The sequence below is a fragment of the Budvicia aquatica DSM 5075 = ATCC 35567 genome, assembly GCF_000427805.1.
GTDB lineage: Bacteria > Pseudomonadota > Gammaproteobacteria > Enterobacterales > Enterobacteriaceae > Budvicia > Budvicia aquatica.
Window position 1 is genome coordinate 91,624 of record NZ_ATYS01000001.1, and the last position, 23,617, is coordinate 115,240.

19 protein-coding genes are annotated in these 23,617 nt (G+C 45.5%); 11 read left to right on the forward strand and 8 right to left on the reverse strand.

Translation table 11 applies throughout. The features are described 5' to 3' along the window. Window positions 1-10 precede the first annotated feature (10 nt). From YWE_RS0100400 to YWE_RS0100420, 5 genes are all read left to right on the forward strand, one after another. On the forward strand, window positions 11-673 hold the full coding sequence (locus YWE_RS0100400; protein WP_029092735.1) for a DUF3313 domain-containing protein: 663 nt from the start codon (window positions 11-13) through the stop codon (window positions 671-673). Between the two features lie 1,825 nt (window positions 674-2,498). Further along, window positions 2,499-2,780, forward strand: coding sequence for an IS1/IS1595 family N-terminal zinc-binding domain-containing protein (locus tag YWE_RS0100405; RefSeq protein WP_029092736.1), 282 nt, complete (start codon window positions 2,499-2,501; stop codon window positions 2,778-2,780). 292 nt (window positions 2,781-3,072) lie between these two features. After that, complete coding sequence (locus YWE_RS0100410) at window positions 3,073-5,025, forward strand: peptidase U32 family protein (RefSeq protein WP_029092737.1); 1,953 nt, start codon at window positions 3,073-3,075, stop codon at window positions 5,023-5,025. A gap of 89 nt (window positions 5,026-5,114) precedes the next feature. Beyond that, window positions 5,115-7,577, forward strand: coding sequence for a DUF3772 domain-containing protein (locus YWE_RS0100415; protein WP_029092738.1), 2,463 nt, complete (start codon window positions 5,115-5,117; stop codon window positions 7,575-7,577). A 24-nt stretch (window positions 7,578-7,601) separates the two neighbouring features. Continuing rightward, window positions 7,602-8,435, forward strand: coding sequence for an AraC family transcriptional regulator (locus YWE_RS0100420; RefSeq protein ID WP_029092739.1), 834 nt, complete (start codon window positions 7,602-7,604; stop codon window positions 8,433-8,435). A gap of 5 nt (window positions 8,436-8,440) precedes the next feature. Here the strand turns inward: YWE_RS0100420 and YWE_RS0100425 are convergent, their stop codons facing one another. The 5 genes from YWE_RS0100425 to YWE_RS0100445 form a co-directional block, all read right to left on the reverse strand. Beyond that, on the reverse strand, window positions 8,441-9,046 hold the full coding sequence (locus tag YWE_RS0100425; RefSeq protein WP_029092740.1) for a LysE family translocator: 606 nt from the start codon (window positions 9,044-9,046) through the stop codon (window positions 8,441-8,443). 118 nt (window positions 9,047-9,164) lie between these two features. Continuing rightward, window positions 9,165-10,040 carry an alpha/beta hydrolase gene (locus YWE_RS0100430; RefSeq protein ID WP_036014590.1) on the reverse strand — a complete coding sequence of 292 codons (876 nt, stop codon included), beginning with the start codon at window positions 10,038-10,040 and terminating at the stop codon, window positions 9,165-9,167. A 60-nt stretch (window positions 10,041-10,100) separates the two neighbouring features. Then, a complete protein-coding gene (locus tag YWE_RS0100435) occupies window positions 10,101-12,155 on the reverse strand; it encodes a TonB-dependent receptor domain-containing protein (protein WP_029092742.1) in 2,055 nt (684 codons plus the stop codon). A 302-nt stretch (window positions 12,156-12,457) separates the two neighbouring features. Further along, window positions 12,458-13,297 carry a heme/hemin ABC transporter substrate-binding protein gene (locus tag YWE_RS0100440; protein ID WP_029092743.1) on the reverse strand — a complete coding sequence of 280 codons (840 nt, stop codon included), beginning with the start codon at window positions 13,295-13,297 and terminating at the stop codon, window positions 12,458-12,460. A gap of 9 nt (window positions 13,298-13,306) precedes the next feature. Next, window positions 13,307-15,454, reverse strand: coding sequence for a TonB-dependent receptor plug domain-containing protein (locus tag YWE_RS0100445; RefSeq protein ID WP_029092744.1), 2,148 nt, complete (start codon window positions 15,452-15,454; stop codon window positions 13,307-13,309). Between the two features lie 437 nt (window positions 15,455-15,891). On the opposite strand from YWE_RS0100445, the gene hutW reads away from it, so the two are divergent. The 4 genes from hutW to YWE_RS0100465 all read left to right on the forward strand — a co-directional run bounded on the left by hutW (window position 15,892) and on the right by YWE_RS0100465 (window position 18,934). Further along, window positions 15,892-17,193, forward strand: a complete 1,302-nt coding sequence (gene hutW, locus YWE_RS0100450; RefSeq protein ID WP_029092745.1) for a heme anaerobic degradation radical SAM methyltransferase ChuW/HutW — start codon at window positions 15,892-15,894, stop codon at window positions 17,191-17,193. A 40-nt stretch (window positions 17,194-17,233) separates the two neighbouring features. Beyond that, window positions 17,234-17,743, forward strand: coding sequence for a heme utilization cystosolic carrier protein HutX (hutX, locus tag YWE_RS0100455; protein WP_029092746.1), 510 nt, complete (start codon window positions 17,234-17,236; stop codon window positions 17,741-17,743). Beyond that, window positions 17,740-18,366, forward strand: coding sequence for an SDR family oxidoreductase (locus tag YWE_RS0100460; RefSeq protein ID WP_029092747.1), 627 nt, complete (start codon window positions 17,740-17,742; stop codon window positions 18,364-18,366). The genes hutX and YWE_RS0100460 overlap by 4 nt, the downstream gene beginning before the upstream one ends. 184 nt (window positions 18,367-18,550) lie before the next feature. Beyond that, window positions 18,551-18,934, forward strand: coding sequence for a RidA family protein (locus YWE_RS0100465; protein ID WP_029092748.1), 384 nt, complete (start codon window positions 18,551-18,553; stop codon window positions 18,932-18,934). Window positions 18,935-18,997: 63 nt separating this feature from the next. Here YWE_RS0100465 and YWE_RS0100470 read toward each other — a convergent pair whose 3' ends face one another. After that, window positions 18,998-19,615: a LysE family translocator gene (locus tag YWE_RS0100470; protein ID WP_029092749.1), complete on the reverse strand. Its 618-nt coding sequence runs from the start codon at window positions 19,613-19,615 to the stop codon at window positions 18,998-19,000. Between the two features lie 189 nt (window positions 19,616-19,804). Next, on the reverse strand, window positions 19,805-20,209 hold the full coding sequence (locus YWE_RS0100475) for a YgiW/YdeI family stress tolerance OB fold protein (protein WP_029092750.1): 405 nt from the start codon (window positions 20,207-20,209) through the stop codon (window positions 19,805-19,807). A 205-nt stretch (window positions 20,210-20,414) separates the two neighbouring features. On the opposite strand from YWE_RS0100475, the gene qseB reads away from it, so the two are divergent. After that, window positions 20,415-21,077, forward strand: coding sequence for a quorum sensing response regulator transcription factor QseB (qseB, locus tag YWE_RS0100480; protein ID WP_029092751.1), 663 nt, complete (start codon window positions 20,415-20,417; stop codon window positions 21,075-21,077). Continuing rightward, on the forward strand, window positions 21,074-22,423 hold the full coding sequence (gene qseC / locus YWE_RS0100485) for a quorum sensing histidine kinase QseC (RefSeq protein ID WP_029092752.1): 1,350 nt from the start codon (window positions 21,074-21,076) through the stop codon (window positions 22,421-22,423). Before qseB ends, qseC begins: the two co-directional genes overlap by 4 nt. A gap of 9 nt (window positions 22,424-22,432) precedes the next feature. Here qseC and YWE_RS0100490 read toward each other — a convergent pair whose 3' ends face one another. Further along, window positions 22,433-23,125, reverse strand: a complete 693-nt coding sequence (locus tag YWE_RS0100490; RefSeq protein ID WP_029092753.1) for an SDR family NAD(P)-dependent oxidoreductase — start codon at window positions 23,123-23,125, stop codon at window positions 22,433-22,435. Window positions 23,126-23,617: the final 492 nt, after the last annotated feature.

Genomic DNA, 23,617 nt, shown 5'->3' on the forward strand with positions numbered 1-23,617 from the left:
GGTTCAAAGAATGTTAACAATAAAACATATTTCTGCAGGTATTCTCCTGGGTAGCCTGCTATTAGGCGGTTGTACTTCAAAAGTTGCTGACAATACAGAGTTCTCCGGTTTTTTATCTGATTATTCTCATTTACAAAAGGCCGAAAGTGCCTCTGGACAAACCGTATTACGCTGGATCGATCCTTCCGTTGATATCAAACAATTTACTAATCTCTATTATGAGCCAATAAAATTCCATCCGACGCCTAAACCGACAGCACAAATTAGTCAGGATACCTTGAATAAGGTGCTGACCTATACTAACCAGAATATTAAGTCTGCGTTAGGCGAGCGTTTTACTCTGGTTAACAGCCCTAAAGGTGCCAATACCCTGATTTTCCGTGGTGCAATTACCGGCGTAAGCACTGCTGACGAAGGCCTGCAATTCTATGAAGTTGTCCCCGTTGCCTTGGTTATTGCCGGAACTATGGCGGCAACCGGAAATCGCGATCAGGATACCCAACTGTTTTTTGAAGGCCAGTTAATCGATGCGGCTACCGGAAAACCGGTATTTGAAGTCGTTCGTAAAGGCTTTGGTAAACAACTGGATAATAATGCACAAAAAGTGACGGTAGAAGACCTGAAGAAGATCGTCACCGATATGGCTTCAGACATTACTTATTACAATAAATGATTAATGATGTTCTCGGCAGCTAGCCAGAACAGTATAGTTAAATAAAAAATGCGCCAATCAGGCGCATTTTTTATTGGCGTTTTAAGCCTATAAGCTGGCTAGGTCAATGTTGAGAACTCAACCTAGAGGAACGCTTCCGAGCTGTTTTATCAGTGGATCTATCTTACTGATTTATTTAGGACATTAAGATAAAAAAACAACCCCGCAATAAAAACCATAAAATATAATAAAAACCATTAAAACTTATGATTTTTAGCATGATTAAGTATAAACTGGTTTTTTAGTAGCTTGAACTGTCGGGTTATTAGCGCTAAAAATCAACAAATAAAACATAAAATTAACAAATGATTCACAATTGTGTGGCGAAATTTTCACGAGTTGCTAAGATATTAATAACGAGTTCAGCGAGGCTTAGTCAGCTGATACTTAGGTGGTTATCTTGGTTTAATGGCGTCCAGCGAGGAGTATATTATGAAAGTTTTATTAAGCATCACGGGCTTTGTCCTATTAGTATTTTATTCTACGCTGTTCATCATCAGCATGCCATGAGCACGCTGATTGTAGCCGCTCCGCCAGCAGTACTTACCGTTGGCGGAATATGGTTAGCGTAGTTTGTATTAATTATATCCTTTCTTTTTCTGCTGTCGTTTTTCATCTCCTTGTTTTATCGTCTTTTTATTCCACGTTTGCTAAGTAATTATCTAGACCATCTTAAAATTGATGAGCTTCTTGCTCCGTCATTTTGATTGAATATGACGCGATTAATATTAATTGGTGTTGTTAATTGGTGTTGTTAATAACTATAGCTATAGCTGTTTTCCACATTTAAACCAATGAACTCCAGTGCATGCTACAGTTCAAATAAAATTTACAATCAAAATCAATTAATTATATTCATTTCGTTTTATGGCTAACGGTTATTAAATAATGGGGTTAGCCTATGGAATCAATACCCCTGGATAATGTCGGATATCATGGCAGGGTTACTTTTTTATACATCAATGATGATGAGGGATAATGATGTTATAGCTATTTAATAATGACGGTTAATATGGCCGTTAGGGAATTATATGATAGAGACTATCAGCCATTTTATTGACTCGATTATTTTATGGATATCAAGTTTTATGATGCTTTCCTCACTGTGTTTATTAATAATATTATATCTATTTTGTGCGGTAAGCGTAGTAATGGTGATGCTTGACGATCCTGAACATCACGGTGACTGATTGAAAATGGATATGATAGCTGTGGCTTATACGGTTTATCCTTGGGTAAATATAACTATAAATAGCCAATCCTTTTATTTTTCCTCCGATAATATGCCGAACTGGTGATTAATTGTACGTATAGGTTGTTTGCTATTGCCACAAACTCTAACCACAGATGCCATATTGAGCCTGTAAAAATTCATTCAGAAAATGCAAATAAACCTTTTAACTCCGTTATCTGTCGATACTCAGGGGAAGGTGCCCAGGCGTTCTCCAGCCGATAGATTTTAACGCGTCCTTTGCCTCAGTGATACGTTATGGATGAGATAAGGCAACATCGTCAGATGTTTTTAAAATTACCCGGCTATTTAATAGCATTCGTTTAATTTTATGGAACTTAAAAATAAAATATAAGTCAGAACATCAATTATTAGCCTTACTCGGATAATAGGGCAATAATATAAGCGCTTTTTGACAGGGGACCTGCTTATTTCCCCATTCTGTTAAAATTTTAAGCATTGGTTGTTCTGGTTTAGAACAGCCGCAGGGAAGATATAACCAAGCGAATGCATGTCTGAAATTTGGTTATCATAGGAAGCATAGGAGAAGTTGAGATGACGGATAATCCATCAGCCTGCCATCACTGTAGTGAGGCAAATAGCGTACGTAAACACGGTAAAGCGCGTTCAGGAATTCAACGATATTACTGTTCAGTATGTCGTAAAACCTTTCAAGTTCATTACCTTTATCAGGGGAATGAAGAGAATATCCTCCAACAAATAAAGATCGGACTTAATGAGGGGGATAGCCGCATTGATATCAGCCGCAAGCTAGGCGTCGAACTTAGTGTGATAGATCGACACATCTATATGCTAACGATGGATACGATGGCCTAAGTTTCACCGGCTGTTTTATCCGCTTTTGTTGTTATCTGCTTGGTCAGCTAACACCCATTATGTGGTGTTAGCTGACCAAATTTGTGTCAATTCAGAGCAATTATCCCGTTAAATAAACTGTTAGCGCCACGGTGCGTTAAAAATCAAATCTGAGGTACAATAGCTTCCCCTGATGAATCACTGAATAGGTTTTATCTGATTTCAGAGGCAGGGTATAAGCAGCTTTCAGGCCGGATGTCATGCCATTGTCCACTGAAATGCATAATCTGAATCATGATAAATGCAGTGACCTATGAGACTTTTAGATAATCAGCTCGAATTACTTAGTCCGGCCCGTGACGTCGAAATTGCCCGTGAAGCTATCCTTCATGGCGCGGATGCGATTTATATCGGTGGCCCGGGTTTTGGTGCCCGCCATAATGCCGGTAATAGCCTAAAAGATATTGCTGAACTGGTTGAGTTTGCCCATCGCTATTATGTCAAAGTCTTTATTACGCTGAATACTATCCTACATGATGATGAGCTGGAGCCCGCACGGCAGTTGATTCATCAACTGTATCAGGTTGGCGTTGATGCCCTTATTGTTCAGGATATGGGTATTCTGCAATTAGATATTCCACCGATTGACCTTCATGCCAGTACTCAAACTGATATTCGGACGGTCGAAAAAGCCAAGTTTTTATCTGACGTTGGCTTATCACAACTGGTGTTAGCCAGAGAGCTCAATCTCAGTGAGATCCGCCAGATTAAGCAAAATGTAACTTCATCCATTGAGTTCTTTATTCACGGCGCATTATGCGTGGCGTTCTCAGGCCAGTGCTATATATCCCATGCTCAAACCGGACGCAGTGCGAACCGCGGTGACTGTTCGCAAGCCTGCCGTTTACCTTTTACGTTAAAAGACGATAAAGGCGGTATTGTTGCCTATGATAAACATCTGCTTTCGATGAAAGACAATAATCAGGCGGCTAACCTGAGCGCATTGATTGATGCCGGCGTACGTTCTTTCAAGATTGAAGGGCGCTATAAAGATATGGGCTATGTGAAAAACATTACGGCTTACTATCGCCAGCAGCTAGACGCTATTTTGGAACAGAGAACAGACCTGACATCAGCTTCCAGCGGCAGGACTCAACATCACTTTCTTCCCGACCCTGAAAAAACCTTCCACCGAGGCAGTACCGACTATTTTGTCAATGCGCGGCAGATCGATATCGGGGCATTTGATTCACCTAAATTTGTCGGGTTGCCGATAGGTGAAGTACTTAAAGTTACTTCGACTTATTTAGACGTTAAGGTGACTGAACCGCTAAATAATGGCGATGGTCTGAATGTGCTAATCAAACGTGAAATCGTCGGGTTTAGGGCCAGTAAAGTTGAGAAGGTTGATAACTTACGTTATCGGATTTATCCCAACGAGATGTTACCTGAGTTCAGTAAACTGCGCCCGGAGCATCCGCTTAATCGCAACCTTGATCATGTCTGGCAGCAGTCGCTGTTGAAGTCTTCAAGCGAGCGTCGAATTAATGTTGAACTACACTTAACCGCTGAGGGCGACAATTTATTACTGCGCGCCACCAGCGAAGAGAATGTTTTCGTTACGGTGTCACTGAAAAATGATTTTGATGTGGCAAATCAGGCTGATAAAGCATTAAGCAGCTTAAAAGACGGGCTGGCTAAGCTGGGGCAAACAATCTACAAAGCAACCGCGGTACGTATTGATTTACCGATTGTTTGTTTTATCCCTAGCGCTCAGTTAAATCAGCTGCGTCGCGACGCGATTGAGGCATTAACTGAAGCTCGGGTTAGTCACTATCAGCGTGCTGAACGCCTGGCTGTCTCAACGCCGGAGCCTGTCTACCCTGAAACCCACTTGACCTTTTTGGCCAACGTTTATAACCATAAAGCCCGTGAGTTCTATCACCGTTTTGGGGTTAAGTTAATTGATGCCGCTTATGAAGCCCATCAGGAAAAATCAGACGTACCGGTCATGATAACCAAACACTGTCTGCGGTTTGCCTTTAATTTATGTCCTAAGCAGGCTAAAGGTGTACAGGGCGTGAAGGGCCGGGCGACACCGATGCAACTGGTTCATAATGATGAAATATTGACGCTAAAATTTGACTGTAAGCCATGTGAAATGCAGGTGTGGGGGAAAATTAAACATCACGTTTTAAAAACTCCGCTCTCAGGCAGCATTGTTGCATCGATTTCAGTCGATGATTTAAAGAAGACTCTTAAGTAGCTTTTTGATAACGGTAATCAAAGATAACCTGATGACGGCTAATCAGTCGTCTCCGGCTTGAACACCATGATGTTTGGAGCTTTTGTTTTATGCGTAAACTGTCACAGACGCTGCTGTTAATATTACCGTTGCTTGCTCTGAGTGTATTATCTCCGTCAGCATTTGCGGAGAGCAAAACTGACACTGTGACAAAAACACAGCCGAAGGTACTGTCTAAAAATAATAAAAATATTGAACCTAGTGAACTGGATAAGTTACAGCAAAGGCTTAATGATATTAAACAAGAAGTCTCTGCTGCTACCAAAGATAGCGAACTCAGCTCGTTAAATAATCAAACCCTCGAGTTGGTTAATCAGACGGATGATTTCATTAGTGCATTATTACCCGACCTGGCTCAGATTCAGACCCAAATTGATGTTATCGGGCCAGCTCCGGCAGAAGGTGCAATGCCAGAGTCACCGGAGGTGATGAAACAGCGCAGCACTATTACGGCTCAAAAGACTCAGCTAGAGAAAGCGCTGGAACATGCTCAAACGCTAAAAACTAATGCATCTAATCTGTCTACCCAAATTCTTGCTCTACGCCGCAATGCCTTAAAAACGCAGCTCGCCTTAAACTCGGGTAGCATTTTAGGCGCGCGTTTCTGGTCGCCGGTATTTAGCCCGCAGCCGGAAGATGTTATTCGATTAGATAACTTTATCGGGCAAGTGAAAGAGGCCTGGGACAACGCCTGGAAGCCCGATACGCTGTTTGGCTCGACTGTTTTATTTGTATTGGCATTAGCCGTCTGGGGATATGGCCGGCGGGTAATGGATTTACTTATCGTTTGGGTCTGTACCAACGGTATTCCCGACGGGCGCCTAAGGCGCAGCTTTTTTGCCTGTGCAACAGTGCTGACGACGGTACTGACGCTATGGGGCGGGGCCGGTTTGTTATACCAGGTCTTTGCCCGACAAAATACACTGACTCCGCTGCTGCAAAGTTTTGCTGATGGTGTGTTTACCCTGATCATTTTCTCTGCGCTGATTGTCGGACTCGGCCGGGCAATATTATCTAACCAGCGGCCATCATGGCGTTTGGCACCCATGCCGGATCAGGTCGCTAAAGTTTTAGGCATATTCCCGCCTGCCATAGCAATGGTATTGATGTTTTTTGGCATTGTAGAACAGGTTAATACCAACATTGGTAGCAGCGTCCCAACGGCTATTTTTGGTAATGGTCTGGCATCGTTATTAGTGGGGATTCTGGGCTGTTTGGCCCCGATACAAACTAATCGTATTCGCCGTCATATGGCTGCCATAGGTGAACCTATTGATTCACGCTCAACGGTTGCCGGTTTGGTGCATATTGTGGCCTCGGCCGTTGCCATTAGCATTTTACTTTCCCTATTAATTGGCTATATTCCGCTGGCCCGGTTCCTGACTTATGAAATGGTGTGGGTCGGTATCGTGTTATCCAGCCTGTATCTGATGTTTAAGTTTGTCGGTGATGCCTGTGAAAGCCTGTTTTCAGCGAATAACGCCAGCGGAAAGTGGTTAAAACAGGCATTTAACCTGGACGTCAGGTATCTGGACCAGGCGACGATTTTATTTTCTGCTATCGGTCATACGCTATTGATTCTTCTGGCCGCCATTGCCTTATTTAACGGGACGTACGGTGCGACAACGCCGATGACCATCGTGAATAAAGTGATTGAGATCATGGGCAGTGATAGCCTTGGGAAAATCAATATTGTTCCGGCCAATGTCTTTAATGCATTGATTAGCATGGCGTTAGGGCTCTATATACTAAGAACCGCCCGCCGTTGGTTAAACACTAAATTTCTGCCGAAAACCACCATGGACACCGGAATGCGCATGTCTCTGGTGACGCTATTCAGCAATATTGGTTATGTGATCGTTATTTTAGTTACCTTATCTTTGCTGGGCATTGAGTGGAATAAACTGGCCTGGATTGTGAGTGCTTTGTCCGTCGGTATTGGTTTCGGCTTACAGGAAATCGTTAAAAACTTTATCTCTGGTCTGATTTTGCTGACGGAGCGTCCGGTTAAAGTGGGTGATTTGGTTAGTATTGCCGGTATTGAAGGGGACATCCGCAGAATTAACGTACGGGCAACGGAGATCCAGATGAGCGATAAATCGACGGTCATTGTGCCGAACTCTCAGTTTATTTCTCAGAGTGTACGTAATGTCACGATGGGGAGCGCTCAGGGAGTCGTCACGATCCCGTTAACTTTCCCGCTGGATATCGATCCTGAACAGGTTCGCACCATTCTGCTGGAAGCTTACCAGATGCATGAATCTATTCTGGACATGCCGGCGCCTTCGGTTAGCTTTAGCCAGCTTACGCCGGATGGCATAACCCTGAGCGTGACCGGATACGTTAGTAGCCCGAGAATTGTCAGCCGAACAAAAAGCGACCTGCTGTTCGATCTGCTGAAACGCTTACGGGCTGCCAACGTTCGCTTATCCAGCCCGCAGAGTCTGACTATCCAAAATATCACGCCAGAGGTTGCGGACGGGGATTCTGATAACAGCCCGAAGGATTTGTAACAACTCAGCGACTAAAGGGGGTTTATGACGTCGTCAACTAACTGGATAGATTTATCTCGTGATGCGGATACCGGTATTGAAACCCTGCGCGCCCATTTTAAAGGTCATGCTTACGATCCTCACTGGCATCCAAGCTATCTGGTGGGATTGACCGAGCAGGGCATTCAGCAGTTTAACTGCCGTAAGCAGAAAGTGCAGAGTACACCAGGGAAGGTCTTTTTATTAGAGCCGGGAGAAATGCATGACGGTGAGTCGATTCGACAGGATGGCTTTACTTACCGGATGCTATATATCGATCCTGAGTGGCTGGAACAGTCGCTATCCGGGCTGTTTGAACAAGTCCCGGTGGGTTACATACCGGGGTTTGATACCACGCTTTCTCAGGATCCTCAGCTGGCACAGGCAATATCTGATGCGTTTGAGATGCTGCATTATGGCGAAATCCGCATGGTTAAACAGAGTGCCATTGACACTCTGCTTGCCACGTTAACCCGCCACGTGGCATGGCGGGCGAATACCCAACAATCAGGACTTAATTTGACGCTGGCCGAACGAGCCAGAGAGTATATTCATGCCCATATGTATGAAAATATCGGGCTGGATGACTTATCGGCGGTGCTGGATACCGATCGATTTACGCTGACTCGGGCATTTAAACAACGTTTTGGCCAGCCGCCTCATACCTATCTGGTTCAGCTCAAACTAACCCATGCCCGGCTGCTGTTAGCCAACGGCATGTTACCCATAGACGTTTCTACGATTGTCGGCTTTGCCGACCAAAGCCATATGGGCCGCTGGTTCCGCAAAGCCTATCGTTTAACCCCATCCCATTACCGCAAATTGTGCCTGCAACGTTAATCCTTTTAAATTATCAGGTTGGCCCATGTCGATAACAGCAACAATAGCGCCATCAAGGTATTAAAGATTTTCATCTGTTGTGGCGTACTGATAATCCGTGCAGCGCCACAGCCTAACAGTGCCCAAAGAACCATACAGGGCAGGGAAACGGCTAAGAAGGTCAGTGAGTAAACCCCGACGTAATAATTTCGATCGGGTGAGTCCGGTAAAAATACGCTGATGACGGCGATTGCCATCATCCAGGCTTTAGGGTTGATAAACTGTAGCCCTGCACCACCCATCAGGCCGATACGTGTACCGGTACTCGCCTGACTACCATCAGGAATCTCAGAAGGGGATTCCCGGTAGATTTGCCATGACACCCAGGTTAATAACGCGATACCGGCCCATGTCATACCGGTTTGTAACATAGGGTATTCTGTCAGCGTGGTCCCTAAGCTAATTCCGGTAATCCAAACAATGGCCGCCGCGGTAACGCCTGCTCCGACAATTAGCCCGATGCTGGCGTTAAAACCGTGGCGGGCACTTTGAGACAAAATAAGTACGTTGGTTGGCCCGGGGGTAATTGAGGCCACAAAGGCAAAAAGAATAAACGGAATTAACTGTCCCATAAAATATCCATCGGGGGGAGTGAGGTATGCAGAGATAATAATGAATAATTGGGTGGGATTCTGGAACGTTTGTGCAGAGAGATTTAGCACGGGCTATTAAGCCCGTGCACCTGTTAGTTTATTGACCTGCCACCATCACCGCCGTATTCACTGCATCAGGAATAACGGTACCGTGGTTTTTTCCTGCAAACATTATAAAGTTAACATTGTTACCCTGTTGCTTAAGGGTTGCCACAAGGTCGCGGGCTTTCGTCACCTGCTGGCGTTCGGCTTTACGTTTAACTCTTTGCGGGTCTTCCGGTTTTGCTGCATTAGCCGGTTCCGGCTTTTCTTCGAACTCACCGACGGTAATGGTGATGGATTTTGGCTTGGTATTCAGTAGCGGCGTTCTCGAGGGAATCACAATACCGTTGCCCCACCAGATTGATGGGCTAGCAGCAACATAATGTTGGAACTCATCGGTGTGGTTAAATAATGTATAAAGGGTAAACAAGCCTCCAAAAGAGTGACCGGATAAAGTTTGGCGCTTCATATCAATGGCGTAGCGCGCGGAGGCCCAAGGCTTTAGCTTTTGGTTAATAAATAGGAAGAAGTCTTCAGCATTACCACCTTTAGCAAATTCTTCACCGGGGGCTGCCGGGGTGTAATCGCGGGTGCGGGCTTCTTGATTATAAGCGGTGTCACCGGGATAACCGATGGCAATAATTAATGGCGCGTCACCATTCACTGGCAGATAACCATTCACCGCCATCGGAAACGTATTGTTGCCATCTAATAAATACAACACCGGATAGCCGCCGGCTGGCGCAGGCGTGCGCGGGACGGCAACGAAAATTCGATATTGTGATTTATCTTCGCCAGCAAGATCGTACTGCTGAATTTCAAAACGGGTTTTGGCATTTTCAGAGATAGGCTGAATAACCTGATTAGGCTTAGCATGAATACTGAAGGAGAGTAAAAGTGTCGTGAGGGTGAGAGCAATGGTTTTTAGCATAGTTTTATTATCACTCAAGTCGTTGGCGCGGTACTGACGTTGCAGTACCGCGACCGAAGGTTAGAATTTCACATTGATGCCGGCCCAGTAACGGCGTCCGTCTTCAATCATCCAGTTCCCGCCATTGACATCAATAGCGTCATTGGTTTCATCAGTAATGTTCAGCACAGCCAGATTTAACTGGGTGTTCTTATTGATTTGATAACTGCCACCTACGTCTGCAGTGGTAAAGGCTGAACGATAGCGCGGACCCGTATAGCTATTGCGCTGAGCTGCCCAGACTTGTTCACCGGTATACGTTACTCGAGTGTAAGCCTCTAAGTCTTCATTGACTGACCAGGTTAATTTGGCATTAGCGCTATGTTTAGGCGTTTGTGCCAATGGCTGACCTTTCAATGATTCTCCGGTACTAAAGAATTCATCATCGCTTTCACGTTTAGATTCCAGATAAGTGTAGTTGAGGTTCAACTTCCACGCTTCTGCCACTGGAATTGTGGTGGCGGCTTCAATACCTTTAATATTGGCTTCACCCACGTTGTCGTAAGTGTACAGATTCAGACCGGTAATTGGATCTTTGGTTCCGGTACTGTAGCTGGTTAATTTATTTTTAAAATCAGTGTTAAACAGGGTCAGTGCTGCATTGAATCCGGATTCATGATCGTAAGCAATTCCGATCTCCTGATTCAGGCTGGTTTCAGGCTTAAGATCTGCGTTACCGTACATAATGCCGGCACCGCCCTGAGTTGATGTTCCATAACTTGGGCTGATTTCGCGTAAGGTCGGGGCTCTGAATGCTTTAGCGACCCCACCGCGCAGAGTGATTTCATCCGTCAGGTGATAAACCAAATAACCCCGAGGGTTCCAGTATTCGCCGTAGGTTTCGTGGTCGTCTAAGCGAATCCCCCCGGTCAGGCTCAGGTCATCGGTCAGCGATAGCTCGTTTTCAATAAACACAGATTGCTGATAAGCGCTTATTTTTGCCTGCTCGGTAGTTGTTTTCCCCGTTGCTGAAGAGTCTTCCAGCTCGGAATATTGATATTGACCACCGATGGTAAGCATATTATTGGTCAGGGGCAGAGTCAGTTTAGCGTCTACCACCGTATTGGTAATTTCAGGTTTGCGTGCTTCATAGCCACCGTTCCATGCTCCACTGGCAGAATCTAACTTATAAGTCTGGGTATTTCGCTTGGTTTTTTCCTGATACAGGCTTACGTCAGAGAAGCCAAAGCCCCATTGACCGTTGTGGGTAATCGCCCAGTGGTTGCGTTCGTTATTGATATCGGTTTTAGGATTTGGCTGTTTCAGCGAGCCGCGAATAGTATAAGCATCGATAGACTTTCCTGGCGTAGACTCCCGCTTTTGCACGGTGCGACCGCTTTCCAGTATGATTTCCTGACTTTCGGTTGGCGTAATGGTTAACTTAGTGGTAATGCTCTTATTATCATTTTTATTATACCCGCCGATAATTTCATCTTCAGGACGGAAATTACCGTAACCATAAACCTGAAAACCGACGGTTTTTTCAATTAACGGACCAGACAGATAGAAGTTACCGTTATAGATATTACCTGAGTCTGAGTTCTCTTGAATGGTGCCGTCCATACTCACTGCACCGTGCCATTTCGGCGTAACTTTACGGGTAATCACGTTAATGACGCCACCCATAGCATCTGAGCCATATAGAGATGACATCGGGCCGCGGATAACTTCAATTCGATCAATGGCTTCTACCGGTGGCACGAAACCGGCTTCAAAGCCACCGCTACCGTTAGGGCGGGATTCACGGCTATTCTGACGTTTACCATCAACTAAAATCAGCGTGTAATCACCGGGTAAGCCACGGATAGAGATATCCTGGGTATTGGTACCGCTGCCGGTGATACTGACGCCTTCAATATCTTTTACCGCATCGGCCAGGTTATGAATTGGCCTTTTTTCCAGTTCTTCTCGGGTTACTACCGAAATACTGGCAGGGGCATTACGCAGGCTTTGCAAAAAGCCGGATGCAGTGACCACCATAGTTTCATCGGAAGTATTCGTGCTGTCTGCAAATGCGGGTAGAGAGATAGCGCTGAGAATGGCTAAATAGAGGCAGTTTAACTGTCTGGTTTTCATTAAGTATCCTGATGATATCTAAAGGCACGTTATTTGCGGCTATTATTTTGTTTTAAGCCATTCCCCGTGCCGGGTGTTGATGTATGGTTAAAAAACGATGGCCCTAAAAGAGTCGGGGGAGAATATAACAGATCAAACGCGAATGAGAATAGTTGTTATTAGCATTTCTTTGATGGGGGTCATTGTTTTTGAGATGCAAGTATAATAATTGACAAGCGAGATGATTATCAGCGTACTTTTTAGGTTGATTCTGTCGCCATCCCGCTAAAAAACAGCATGGCGACAGGGACTAAATTAACGGCTTATTTAGCCGCAGCAGGATAAAACCCCCGATATAGTTCATCTACGGCTTCAGCAACGCGCGGTCCCATTCCCAGTAATGTCGCTTGATCTACGGCAACGATGCGTTGATTTCGCCATGCCGGCGTCTGAACGACGCCCGGTGTAGCTTCCAGACTTTTCAAACCATCGGTAGATTCCATACTCTGTTTAGTCACCACAATGATATCTGGCCGGGTAGCAATGATGGATTCACCGCTGTATTGCTTGTACTGACTGTGGGTAGCGGCATTCGTCCCGCCCGCCAGGGTGATTATGCCATCAGCAATGCTTCCCTGACCGGCTATCTGAGGCGAACCACCGCCGATGCTGAGTAAGAATAAGACGCGTACCTTTTCCGGCTGTTTGCTGACTTCGATCGTTACCCTGTCAATTTTTTGCTTAATGTCGGCAATCAGACGCTCTCCCTGCGGTTTTAAATCCAGTATCTTTGCAACCTGACTGATATTGATACATAGCTGTTCAACCGTAGCGGGTATGCGTTTGAAAAGAGAAACGTTGACGCTCTGTTGAGCTAACTGCTGTAAAACCCAGTTAGGTTCAGCATCACTCCATGTCATAAACAGGTCGGGTTTCAGAGATAAAATGCCCTCGGTATTTAGCTGCTTCCAGTAGCCTATTTGAGGCAATGATCCAACCTGTGGGGGATAGCCGGAAGTTTGATCAACGGCGATTACCCGGTCACCGGCACCTAAGGCATAAACGATCTCGGTTAATGACCCTCCGGCAATGATAATTCTGTCTTGGGACTGAGCCAGAAGAGGGAGCGCCAATAGCAATAATCCGCTAATTATCTTCATCATTGCGATTCCTTAAAATTTTATGCCAAGGCCAACGGCAGCATTAAAGCCAGAGGCCGGAATGCTCTCATGGGCAGTCTGATAACGCCGGTCGGTCAGATTATTCAACGCCAAATTAACCTGATATTGGTTTTCAGCACCAAAGTAACCGGTAAAGGCCAGATTAGCCGTCGCCCAGCCCGGATATTGATACTCAATATCGGTCGTTTTATCAGTGGCACCGGATGCTGCCCGAATAAACAGATCGGTATTCAGTTCCATCAGGTCGAAATAACGATTGTGTTTGATACCAAATCGACCGGTCAGCATAGGTTCACCGGTATGATAGGTTTTGGTATTTTCCATCTCCAACTCACGCTGAATAAGATTGCCGGTCAGGTAGGGCGATATAACCCAACCGTTATACTCGGCGTGCATTTCGAGCCCGTAGGTGGTGGCCTTATTGGCGTTGGTATAGTACTGATACGATGTTCGACCGGTATTGATATTTCCTTGGCAAATCTGATTACCGGTACAGGGGATACTGGCAATGTAATCATCGGCAATTGAGTAGTAGAACGCGGTATCGATATACCATTGATTTCCATTATACCGCGCGCCAATCTCATAGTTATCTGAACGTTCGGCTTTCAAATCCGGATTCCCATAAATGGTTCCGCCGCCGGCGGTGGTTTCAATAAACAAATGAGACAGGCTAGGGAAGACATATCCTTGAGCATAAGAGAGCCTGAGCTCGGTATTTTTGAAGCCGGAGTAGCGCAGGTTAGTGGCGGCGATCAGGGTATTATCACGGGTGGTCTGCTTATCCGCATTGGTGGTGGTAACTCCGGTCTTAGAGTGAGTTGTTTGGCTATTGCCGTCGACGACTTTGGACTCCAGCCAGTATTGTCGGGCACCTAGGGTCCAGGTCCAGTCTTCAGCCAGTTTTAGCTCATTTTGCCCGAAGGCCGACCAGCTGGTTTGCTCCCAGCGATTATTCGAATGGGTATTACGACTGTAGTTAGTTGCCGGAGGAAAACCGGTGGTCGTCGAAGAGCTAACGTTACTGTCGGAGTTTTGTTTGACTCGATCTTGTTGATACTGACTGCCGATAATCAGCTTATTATTTTCCGTTAGCTGCAGATCGGTTTGAAACGTCAGCCCGTCAGTATCTTGAGTATCGTTAGTCCCGGTTTTGGTTTTGACATTTAAATTGCCGATCATCGGGCTACCGGTAAAGGTACTGACTGCAATGTTATTGCGAAATTCGCGGGTCATTTTTTGTTGATAACCATCAAGATGGATATTTTTGATAATATCCCCGTCCGGCTTGTAGTCATAAAATAGGCCTACTTTTTTACGCTCTAGCTTAGGTATTTTGACGCTGAAGCTCTGATAGCCGGGATCGTCAAAATAGGTTTGGGTATCTAACTCATAACGATCTAACGAAATACCGAACTTATGTTTATCAAGGGTATAGCCTAGCCATGCTCCCTGACTCTGATTACTGAAACCGGTGTTTGGTAAACGGCCATCTGGGGTATCGCGATCGCCGTGATCGGCATAACTGGCATTGAGTCGATAATCGAAATTATCAACCGAGCCGAATAGACTGCCGGATTGATTCCAGCCATTAGTGGCGCTGTCATAAGTGACGTTTGCCCGGCCACCAAAGGGTTTATCTCCGCCTTTTTTGGTTATAAAGTTAACTACACCACCTATTGCCTGCGATCCATAAAGTACCGAGTGAGGTCCTTTAACCACTTCGATGCGCTCAAGGGAGGATTCGTCAATCAGCAATCCCGGGCCTGAGTTCTGCCCGGAGCGTTGATAGGTCACTTCTTGGCCGTCTATCAGAATGAGTACGCGGGAAGGGGCTTCACCGCGGATACGAATCTGCTTGCGTCCGGCCAGAGCATTATCATAAATATCAACGCCGGGAATATCTCGCAGCGCTTCAGCAACGGAGTCTCCGGTCAGTCGGTCCAATTCTTCCCGGTCGACAACTTGCATTGAAACAGGGCTTTCCCACAGGGTGCTTTCAGATCGGCTGGCACTAATGACCATGGTTTCTCCCGGCGTAGTAGCAGATACCGGTGTTGATGTTGAAGAGTCAGCGAGGGCAGAGGTACAGCTAAGTAATGGCAGAATAAACGTGAGTGAGTTTTTCCGTTTGAACATTTTTCATTATCTCGATTTTGTTTTAATTGCAAATAAATGCGAATGGTTATCAATTGTATTTATAAAGAAAGTTAAGCCAATTTTCGAGCAAATAAATAGATTATTTAGTTAACTTATGATCTCCATCATAAATTTTAAAAGTGATTTTTGGTGAAAAAATCAGATTTATATCAGTGATTTAATATTATTTTTAAGTTTTTCATTTCCATTTCATTAACAATTTATGAATGTGTTGCATGAGTAATGTAATGATAAATAATATAAAAAATGCAACTTTAGTATTCGCCATTATTGTTAATAAAATGAGAAATAAAGGCCCAGTAAGTTAGGGGGTACTTCTTCGGCATACAACGCAAATGAGAAAAATATCATTTGCTAAATGATTATTATTATCATTAAATTTAGGGAAATTTGGCTCTGGCTCGAGTATGAGATCTATGACAATTGATTTATCCCCTTACTACGCTCAATCTGGTCCGTTACCCTTTAGCGATCGCCGTGCAACTATGCCCTGGCGCAATAGTGTTCCCTTAACAGCCGATAAAATTCAAACTGAATGGCAGGCATTAACCCAACGTCAGCTACCGTCACGTAAAAGATTGTTGTATTTGCACATTCCTTTTTGTGCCACCCATTGCACATTCTGTGGTTTTTACCAAAACCGCTTACAGCCGGAAAGCACTGAAAAATACGTCGATTATTTACTTCAAGAGATAGAGATGGAGGCTGATAGCCCGTTGCATCAGTCGGCACCCATTCATGCGGTCTATTTTGGCGGCGGGACACCGACATCGCTGGCCGCGACAGAACTTTATCGAATTATCAGTACGCTTAAGGCCCGTTTGCCCTTGGCCCCTGACTGTGAAATCACCGTTGAAGGGCGAATTCTTAACTTTGATGACCAGCGTATTGATGCCTGCCTGGATGCGGGAGCAAATCGTTTTTCTATTGGTATTCAGACTTTTGATACCAAAATTCGTCAAAAAATGGCCCGTACTTCAGACAAGCAACAGTCTGTCAGCTTTATGAAAAATCTTTGCTCTCGTGACCGGGCTGCGGTGGTATGTGATTTGATGTTTGGCCTGCCCGGTCAGACCGAACAAACGTGGGCTGAAGATTTAGCGATTGTGCGAGATTTAGGTCTGGACGGCGTCGATTTATATGCACTCAACCTGTTGCCGACTACGCCGCTGGCTAAAGCATCTGAAAATAATCGCGTTACCTTACCTGATGTTGCTCAACGTCGGGATTTTTATCTACAGGGCGCATCAATGCTGGCGGACTATGGCTGGCGTCAGTTAAGCAATAGCCACTGGGCACGTACTACCAGAGAACGTAATTTATATAACCTGCTGATTAAACAGGGTGCTGACTGCATTGCTATGGGCTCCGGCGCTGGCGGTAATCTGAACGGTCAGGCCTATATGATGGAACGTAATCTGGATAAATATTATCAAATGTTGGAAAACGGGCAGAAGCCAATCATGATGATGACACAGGTAACGGATACCGGTTATTTGTGGCGCCATCAGCTACAGGAAGGTATTGAAATTGGTCGTATCGATCTTCCACGACTGACGCCGCACAGCGCAATATTGCAGCCGCTGATCGACCAATGGCATCAGGCCGGATTAGTGAAAGACAATAGGGCGTGTCTGCATTTGACCGACAGCGGGCGTTTCTGGGCCAGTAATTTATTGCAGTCTCTCCAACAAATTATTATGCAGGTTAATGCCTGAATTTAATGCCTGAATTTAATGCCAAAAGGAAAATAAGCTCATGACTGATATCGCGCTACAAATGACCCTCGCTGAATTTATGAAAACTAACCCGGACGGCACGTTAGAAGACGTGGCTAAGCAATACAATGTGTCGTTACTCGAGGTTGTTGCCACATTGCCTGTTCACACTCTGACCGGCGGCGAACAGTTTGATACCGTATGGGATGAGGTTACTACTTGGGGGACAGTGACCACGCTGGTCCATAACGCTGACGTTATCCTTGAGTTTCAAGGTGAGCTGCCATCCGGATTTCATCGCCATGGTTATTACAACCTACGTGGAAAAAATGGTTTAAGTGGCCATATTAAAGCTGAAAATTGCCGTCATATTGCCTTGATTGAACGTGACTTTATGGGAATGGCAACCGCTTCCATTGTATTTTTCAATCAACAGCAAAACGCCATGTTTAAAATATTTTTGGGCCGCGATAGCCACCGCCAACTGTTGGCCGATCAGGTAACGGCATTCCGTCAACTGGCTGATAAATTAAAGAGCATTAACTCATGAGTTGCTGGCTAATTTTTGGTGCCGCAAAAGGAACCGGCGCGCTGTTATTACAGCGCGCTATAAACAGCGGCCAGCCGGCAATCGCTTTTGTTCGTAGTGAGGAAGATGTTCTACGTTTGGAAGGTCAGGGTATTCGGGTTATTAAAGGTGATGCCTGTGATGAAGCTGCGGTAGAAAAAGCCTGTCAGGCGGCAGGTCAGGACGCGGTGATTATTTCAACTATCGGTGGTCGTCATGACTACCTGGCTCATCGCACTATTATTGACTGCGCCGAAAAAAGTGCAATTAAACGGATGGTGATGGTGACATCTCTGGGTTGTGGCGATAGCTGGCCGACCTTATCCGATCGGGCCAAAGCTGCATTTGGTCAGGCGGTTCGTGAGAAGTCACTGGCGGAGAGCTGGCTGCAAACCAGCACGCTTGATTACTGTATTTTACGTCCGGGAGGATTACTCAACGGAGAACCCAGCGGACAAGCCAAACTGTTTATCAATCAGGAAGTTCATGGCTTTGTAAATCGCAGTGATGTTGCGCTGGAGATTGAATCGTTACTGAAAACTGAACTAAAAAATCAGGTTTACAGCATGGTTGAACCTGAGCTAAAGCCTACGCCAGCTAATTGATTGGCACTGTATATTACCCATGGTATTAAATAGAGCATTTGGTGACAACGTCACCAAATGCGGGTTATCTAGCCCGCCAAATCGTTTAATCTCCGGCAGATTAGTAAAATTTTTCAGATAGTTCCCGATCTTTGCTTGTGCAATCATGAGGCGGACATTAATTCAATTTATCAGGAGCAAAAGAATGACAAGAATTGCCTATGATTCTAATGATGTTATTGCCTCAGGCCCTTACTCTAATGCCATCGATGCCGGTAACTTGGTTTATTTCTCTGGCCAGACGGCAATGAACTCTGAAGGCGGAAAAGCGCTGATAGGGGATATTTCAAAGCAGACTGAGCAGTGTTTTCGCAATTTACTTGCGATCCTCAGCGCTGCCGGCCTGAATGAGAGCAACGTCGTGAAGGTTAATGTTTATCTTACCGATATGAATAATTTCTCAGCAATGAATGAGGTGTACAAAACGTACTTTTCATCGCCTTATCCGGCAAGAACCTGTATTGCTGTATTAGGGCTACCGCTGGGTGCGGAAGTGGAAATTGAGATGATTGCAAACAAGGACCATTAAGTTTACCTGCCTGTCATCCCGGAATGATGGGATGACAGTTTCGATAAATCAGAGCCGAAAATATTAATCTCCCCACGCGACCCTAATTCCCAGGCCGATCAGCACCACGCCTAATACTTTATCAACCACTTTCTGTGCTTTTGCTAAACCACGGCGAACCGGAGCACTTTGGATCAAAAACACCAAAATTGGCCACCAGATAACCGCCAGAATAACGATAATAAAGGCGTACCACAGCTTTTCACCCATTCCTGAGTCGATACTCAGAACCTGTGTGAAGACCGAGAGAAAAAACAGCGTCGCTTTCGGATTTAACAGGTTACACAAGTATCCCTGTATAAAAGCACTTTTATAGCTGGTTTGTTGCCTGACAACGTTAGTGACATCCAACTTACTGTCACCATGAGAACGCAGCGCCTGAATACCAATCCAAATCAGATAACCTGCGCCGGCATATTTAAGTAGGTTAAATAGCCACGGAGTAGCCGTAATGACCACCGCTAAGCCGGCAACGCAGTAGGTCATATGAGTAACAACGCCCATAATCACGCCGAATACCGTCATCATGGCAAGTGAACGGCGATAACGGGCAGCATTCTTAACCACCAGAAAAAAATCCGGGCCGGGGGAGATCATCCCTAAGGTAGCCAGAGTGGCGATAAACAGTGATGTTTCGAGCATAGAATCTTGTTAATCCTGAATACGGCAATCCATTACCCGATAATGTCAGACATCGGGTAAAAAACAAGTATTGTATCGCAGGATTTTTAACCGAAGGTGGTCGGTTGAGGCGGTAGGTTATCGCGGAGAGGACTCATTATAATCTACTCAGGCTGAAGGAATCATGTCCCTTCAGCCTGAGTATGATGATTATTGAATCTTACGGATTCGTTTTACATCGATTTCTACAGAGTTAAAGTCTTTATCCACTTCGCCTTCAATCTCAACTTTGTCTTTTGGTGTCACCGTCAGGCCATTCCAACGTTTATCGTCAATATCGATATTGATGGTGCCGGTTGCATCACGGAATAGATAATGCTCTTTACTGACTTGGCTCTCAATGGTGCCTTGTAAAGTCACCCAAGTATCATCACTCATCTTTTTGGCTTGCTCAACGGTCATGCTGCTGGCTTTAGGACCTGAGAAGCCGCCAGATTGAGTACTGGTTATTGCCGGGGCATCAGGATTAACAAAACCACCTGACTGGTTATTTTGTGCAAATGCTGCGGTACTGGTTAACGCGGTAACTAAGGCTAGTATTGCGATCTTTTTCATTGAATTCTCCCTAACAACAAAATATTTAACGATGAATGAATGGCGGTTTATGTCGCCTTGTTGAGAACTATTTAACCACGAAGTTCTTAACAAGATCTTAAGAACCGGAATATAAAAAGTTTTTTTACTCAACGCCAATCAGGAGATAGCCACATGCTCATTTATGCTGTAAATAATAGCCCATCAATATTAAGGAGGCTAGGTTATGCGGGTTTTGCTGATTGAAGATGATAAGTTAATAGGTGATGGATTAAAAGCCGGCTTAACCAAGCTGGGGTTCAGTATTGACTGGTTCTCTGACGGCAAAACGGGTCTGCAGGCTATAGATGCCGCACCTTATGACGCTGTAATTTTAGACCTCAGCCTGCCCGGTATTGACGGTATGGATATCCTGTATCAGTGGCGTAACAGCGGGCATGATGAACCGGTGTTAATCCTGACCGCTCGTGATGCGTTGTCTCAAAAGGTCGCCGGGTTGCAAAACGGAGCCGATGACTATTTATGCAAGCCCTTTGCGCTGGCTGAAGTTGCCGCTCGCCTTCAGGCGTTAATCCGACGTCGCCATGGTCAACTGACGCCAACCTTAAGCTATAACCATGTGGTGTTTGACCCTGCCAGTATGAAAGTAACCAGTCATGGTGAACCGGTGATCCTGACGCCCAAAGAGCTCGCCATATTGGAGCTCTTTATGCATAACGCGGGAAGGGTCTTACCGCGGCCGCTAATTGAAGAAAAACTGTATAACTGGGATGAAGAAGTCAGCAGCAATGCGGTAGAAGTTCACGTTCACCACCTGAGGCGTAAGTTGGGTAATGATTTTATCCGCACGGTTCATGGCGTTGGCTATACGCTGGGAGAAGCAAAATGACATCCCTTAGCCTCAGACTACGGCTGATTCTGGTGTTTGTGATACTGGCTTTGGTCACTTGGGGTATTGCCAGCTTTTTAGCCTGGCAGCAAACCAGCAAAAACATTAATGAACTGTTCGATACTCAACAAATGGTGTTTGCCAAACGTTTGTCAGTGCTGGACCCTGAAACGTTCAGTGGCAACCATAGTCTGGATAAAACAAAAAAAATGGTACCGCATAACCGCGGCCGCCAGGATGATGATGCTCTGGCTTTTGCCATTTTTACCCATGACGGAAAAATGCTGTTAAATGACGGCGATAATGGTCGCAAGTTGAAGTTCGATTATCACGGCGATGGATTTGTTAACTCAACGCTTAAAGATAGCGATGATGAGTGGCGCTTAGTCTGGTTGGCAACAGCGGATAAACAGTATGTCGTGGTAGTCGGGCAAGAGCTGGATTACCGACAGGATATGGCACAGGATATTGTTGTTTCGCAGCTTACGCCGTGGCTTGTCGCTCTGCCATTAATGATGCTGCTGATGATATGGTTGATCACCCGAGAGCTTAAACCATTGCGATATATTGCGAAAGAGTTGAGCCAACGGCAGCCTGATGATGAACTTCCGCTAACCACACAACAGGTTCCCAGCGAAGTTCGCCCGATGGTGATTGCACTTAATGGCCTATTTTCTCGCATTGGTAACATGCTGGCCAGAGAGCGCCGGTTCACCTCTGATGCTGCGCACGAGCTGCGCAGCCCGCTGGCGGCACTCAAGGTACAAACTGAAGTCGCTATGCTGGCCGGAAATGATGAAGAAATGCGAAATCACGCATTGGCTAATCTGACGGATGGAATAGATCGTTCAACTCGGGTTGTCGATCAGTTGCTGATGCTGTCCCGGCTGGATTCCTTATCTGAACTGGATGAGGTTGAGAAGGTCGACTGGCCGGCTCTATTACAAAGTAGCGTAGCGGATATTTATCATAAAGCGCAGGCTGAAGGGGTTGAGTTTCGGCTGGATATTAAACAATCACCCAAACCAATACGCGGTCATGGGTTATTACTTTCGGTACTGATTCGCAATCTGTTTGATAACGCCGTTCGCTATAGCCAATCGGGGAGTTGTGTCACAGTAACGCTGGAATCAAACAGTTTTAGCGTTGAGGATAACGGCCCCGGGGTTAGTGATGAATTTATTCAACGTATTGGTGAGCGTTTCTACCGCCCGCCGGGGCAGGCTAAAACCGGCAGCGGGCTGGGATTATCAATAGTGCAACGTATTGCCCGATTACACGGGCTGTCAGTGAAATTCGGCAACCGACCGCAGGGGGGCTTTTTAGTGAAAATCAGTTGGCCCTGAGCCGTTGTTTTAGGCTAAAGAAGCCCCGCCACAAATGACTAACTGCTGGCCGGTAATCGCTGCGGCAGAAGGTGACAGCAAGTAGTGAACTAAGTCAGCCACTTCCTGTGGTTGAATAAAACGGCCGATTGGCGGGCACTTAGGCGGAGAGCTTTCTCTGCCGGGTTTCATCAGCATCGGCGTTTCAGTCGCACCCGGCGCAACAATATTCACCGTAATGCCCTTTGGTGCCAGTTCAGCCGCCCAGCTTCGGGCCATGCCAATCATAGCCGATTTAGTGGCTACATACTGACTTCGACCGGCCACGCCTGATGAAGTACGACTACCGAGCAGTATAATGCGCCCGCCGGACGGTAGCTTAGTCATTAATCGATCGGCTAAAACTTCTGCCACCTGTATATGCAGCTTCCATAATTTTTCACTGTCTTGTTGGCAAAGTTGGCCTAAAGGGGCTGACTTCATTATTCCTGCGGCATGAATGACCGCATCGACCTGGGTTATTTCCGCCAGCAGGTCATCAAGAGCCGAAATATCGGTGACATCAATCATTTTATGGGTGAAGTTAATATGCTGAATATTGCCGGGCTTGCGCGATAGCCCGATAACCTGCCAGCCCTCATTTAAGAGTTTTGTTGCAATTGCAGCGCCAATCCCTGAGCTGGTTCCGGTGATTAAAGCCTGTTTATTGGAATGCTGAACCATGATATGCCCCTTTACTTTGATTATTAAAAATCATTATGATTTAATTTAATCAAAAATAATAGAGGTTATGATGAAGTTAAAGAATAGAAATGTCATGAGGGGGCGTAGCGAATTATCACAGCGGTTATATATTAAGCAAAGGTAGGCTCGGAGCCCACTGAACTCAAAAATATTGCCTCTCGAACGCCAGCAAAAGGTTATATTTCGACATTATTTTTGCAGACGAAACTGACAATAAAACTAAATTGAATCACTTTACTATCAATTTCTTGAAGCAAATTCTTACTGATAAATAAGAGTTCTTAACTTTTGATGCCTTTCTATTTATCTTGAACAGTAGTGGGCCTTGGCGGGGATGACGACCTTAGGGGCAATGGTTTAGGGGCTAGACCCCGTTTTTCAACGGGGTGACGGGGCAGAGATCTTGGTGATAATTAGGTTAATCACCATTGACTACGCTTAACTGCCCTGGTGTTCTCTTCGCAGACGCTG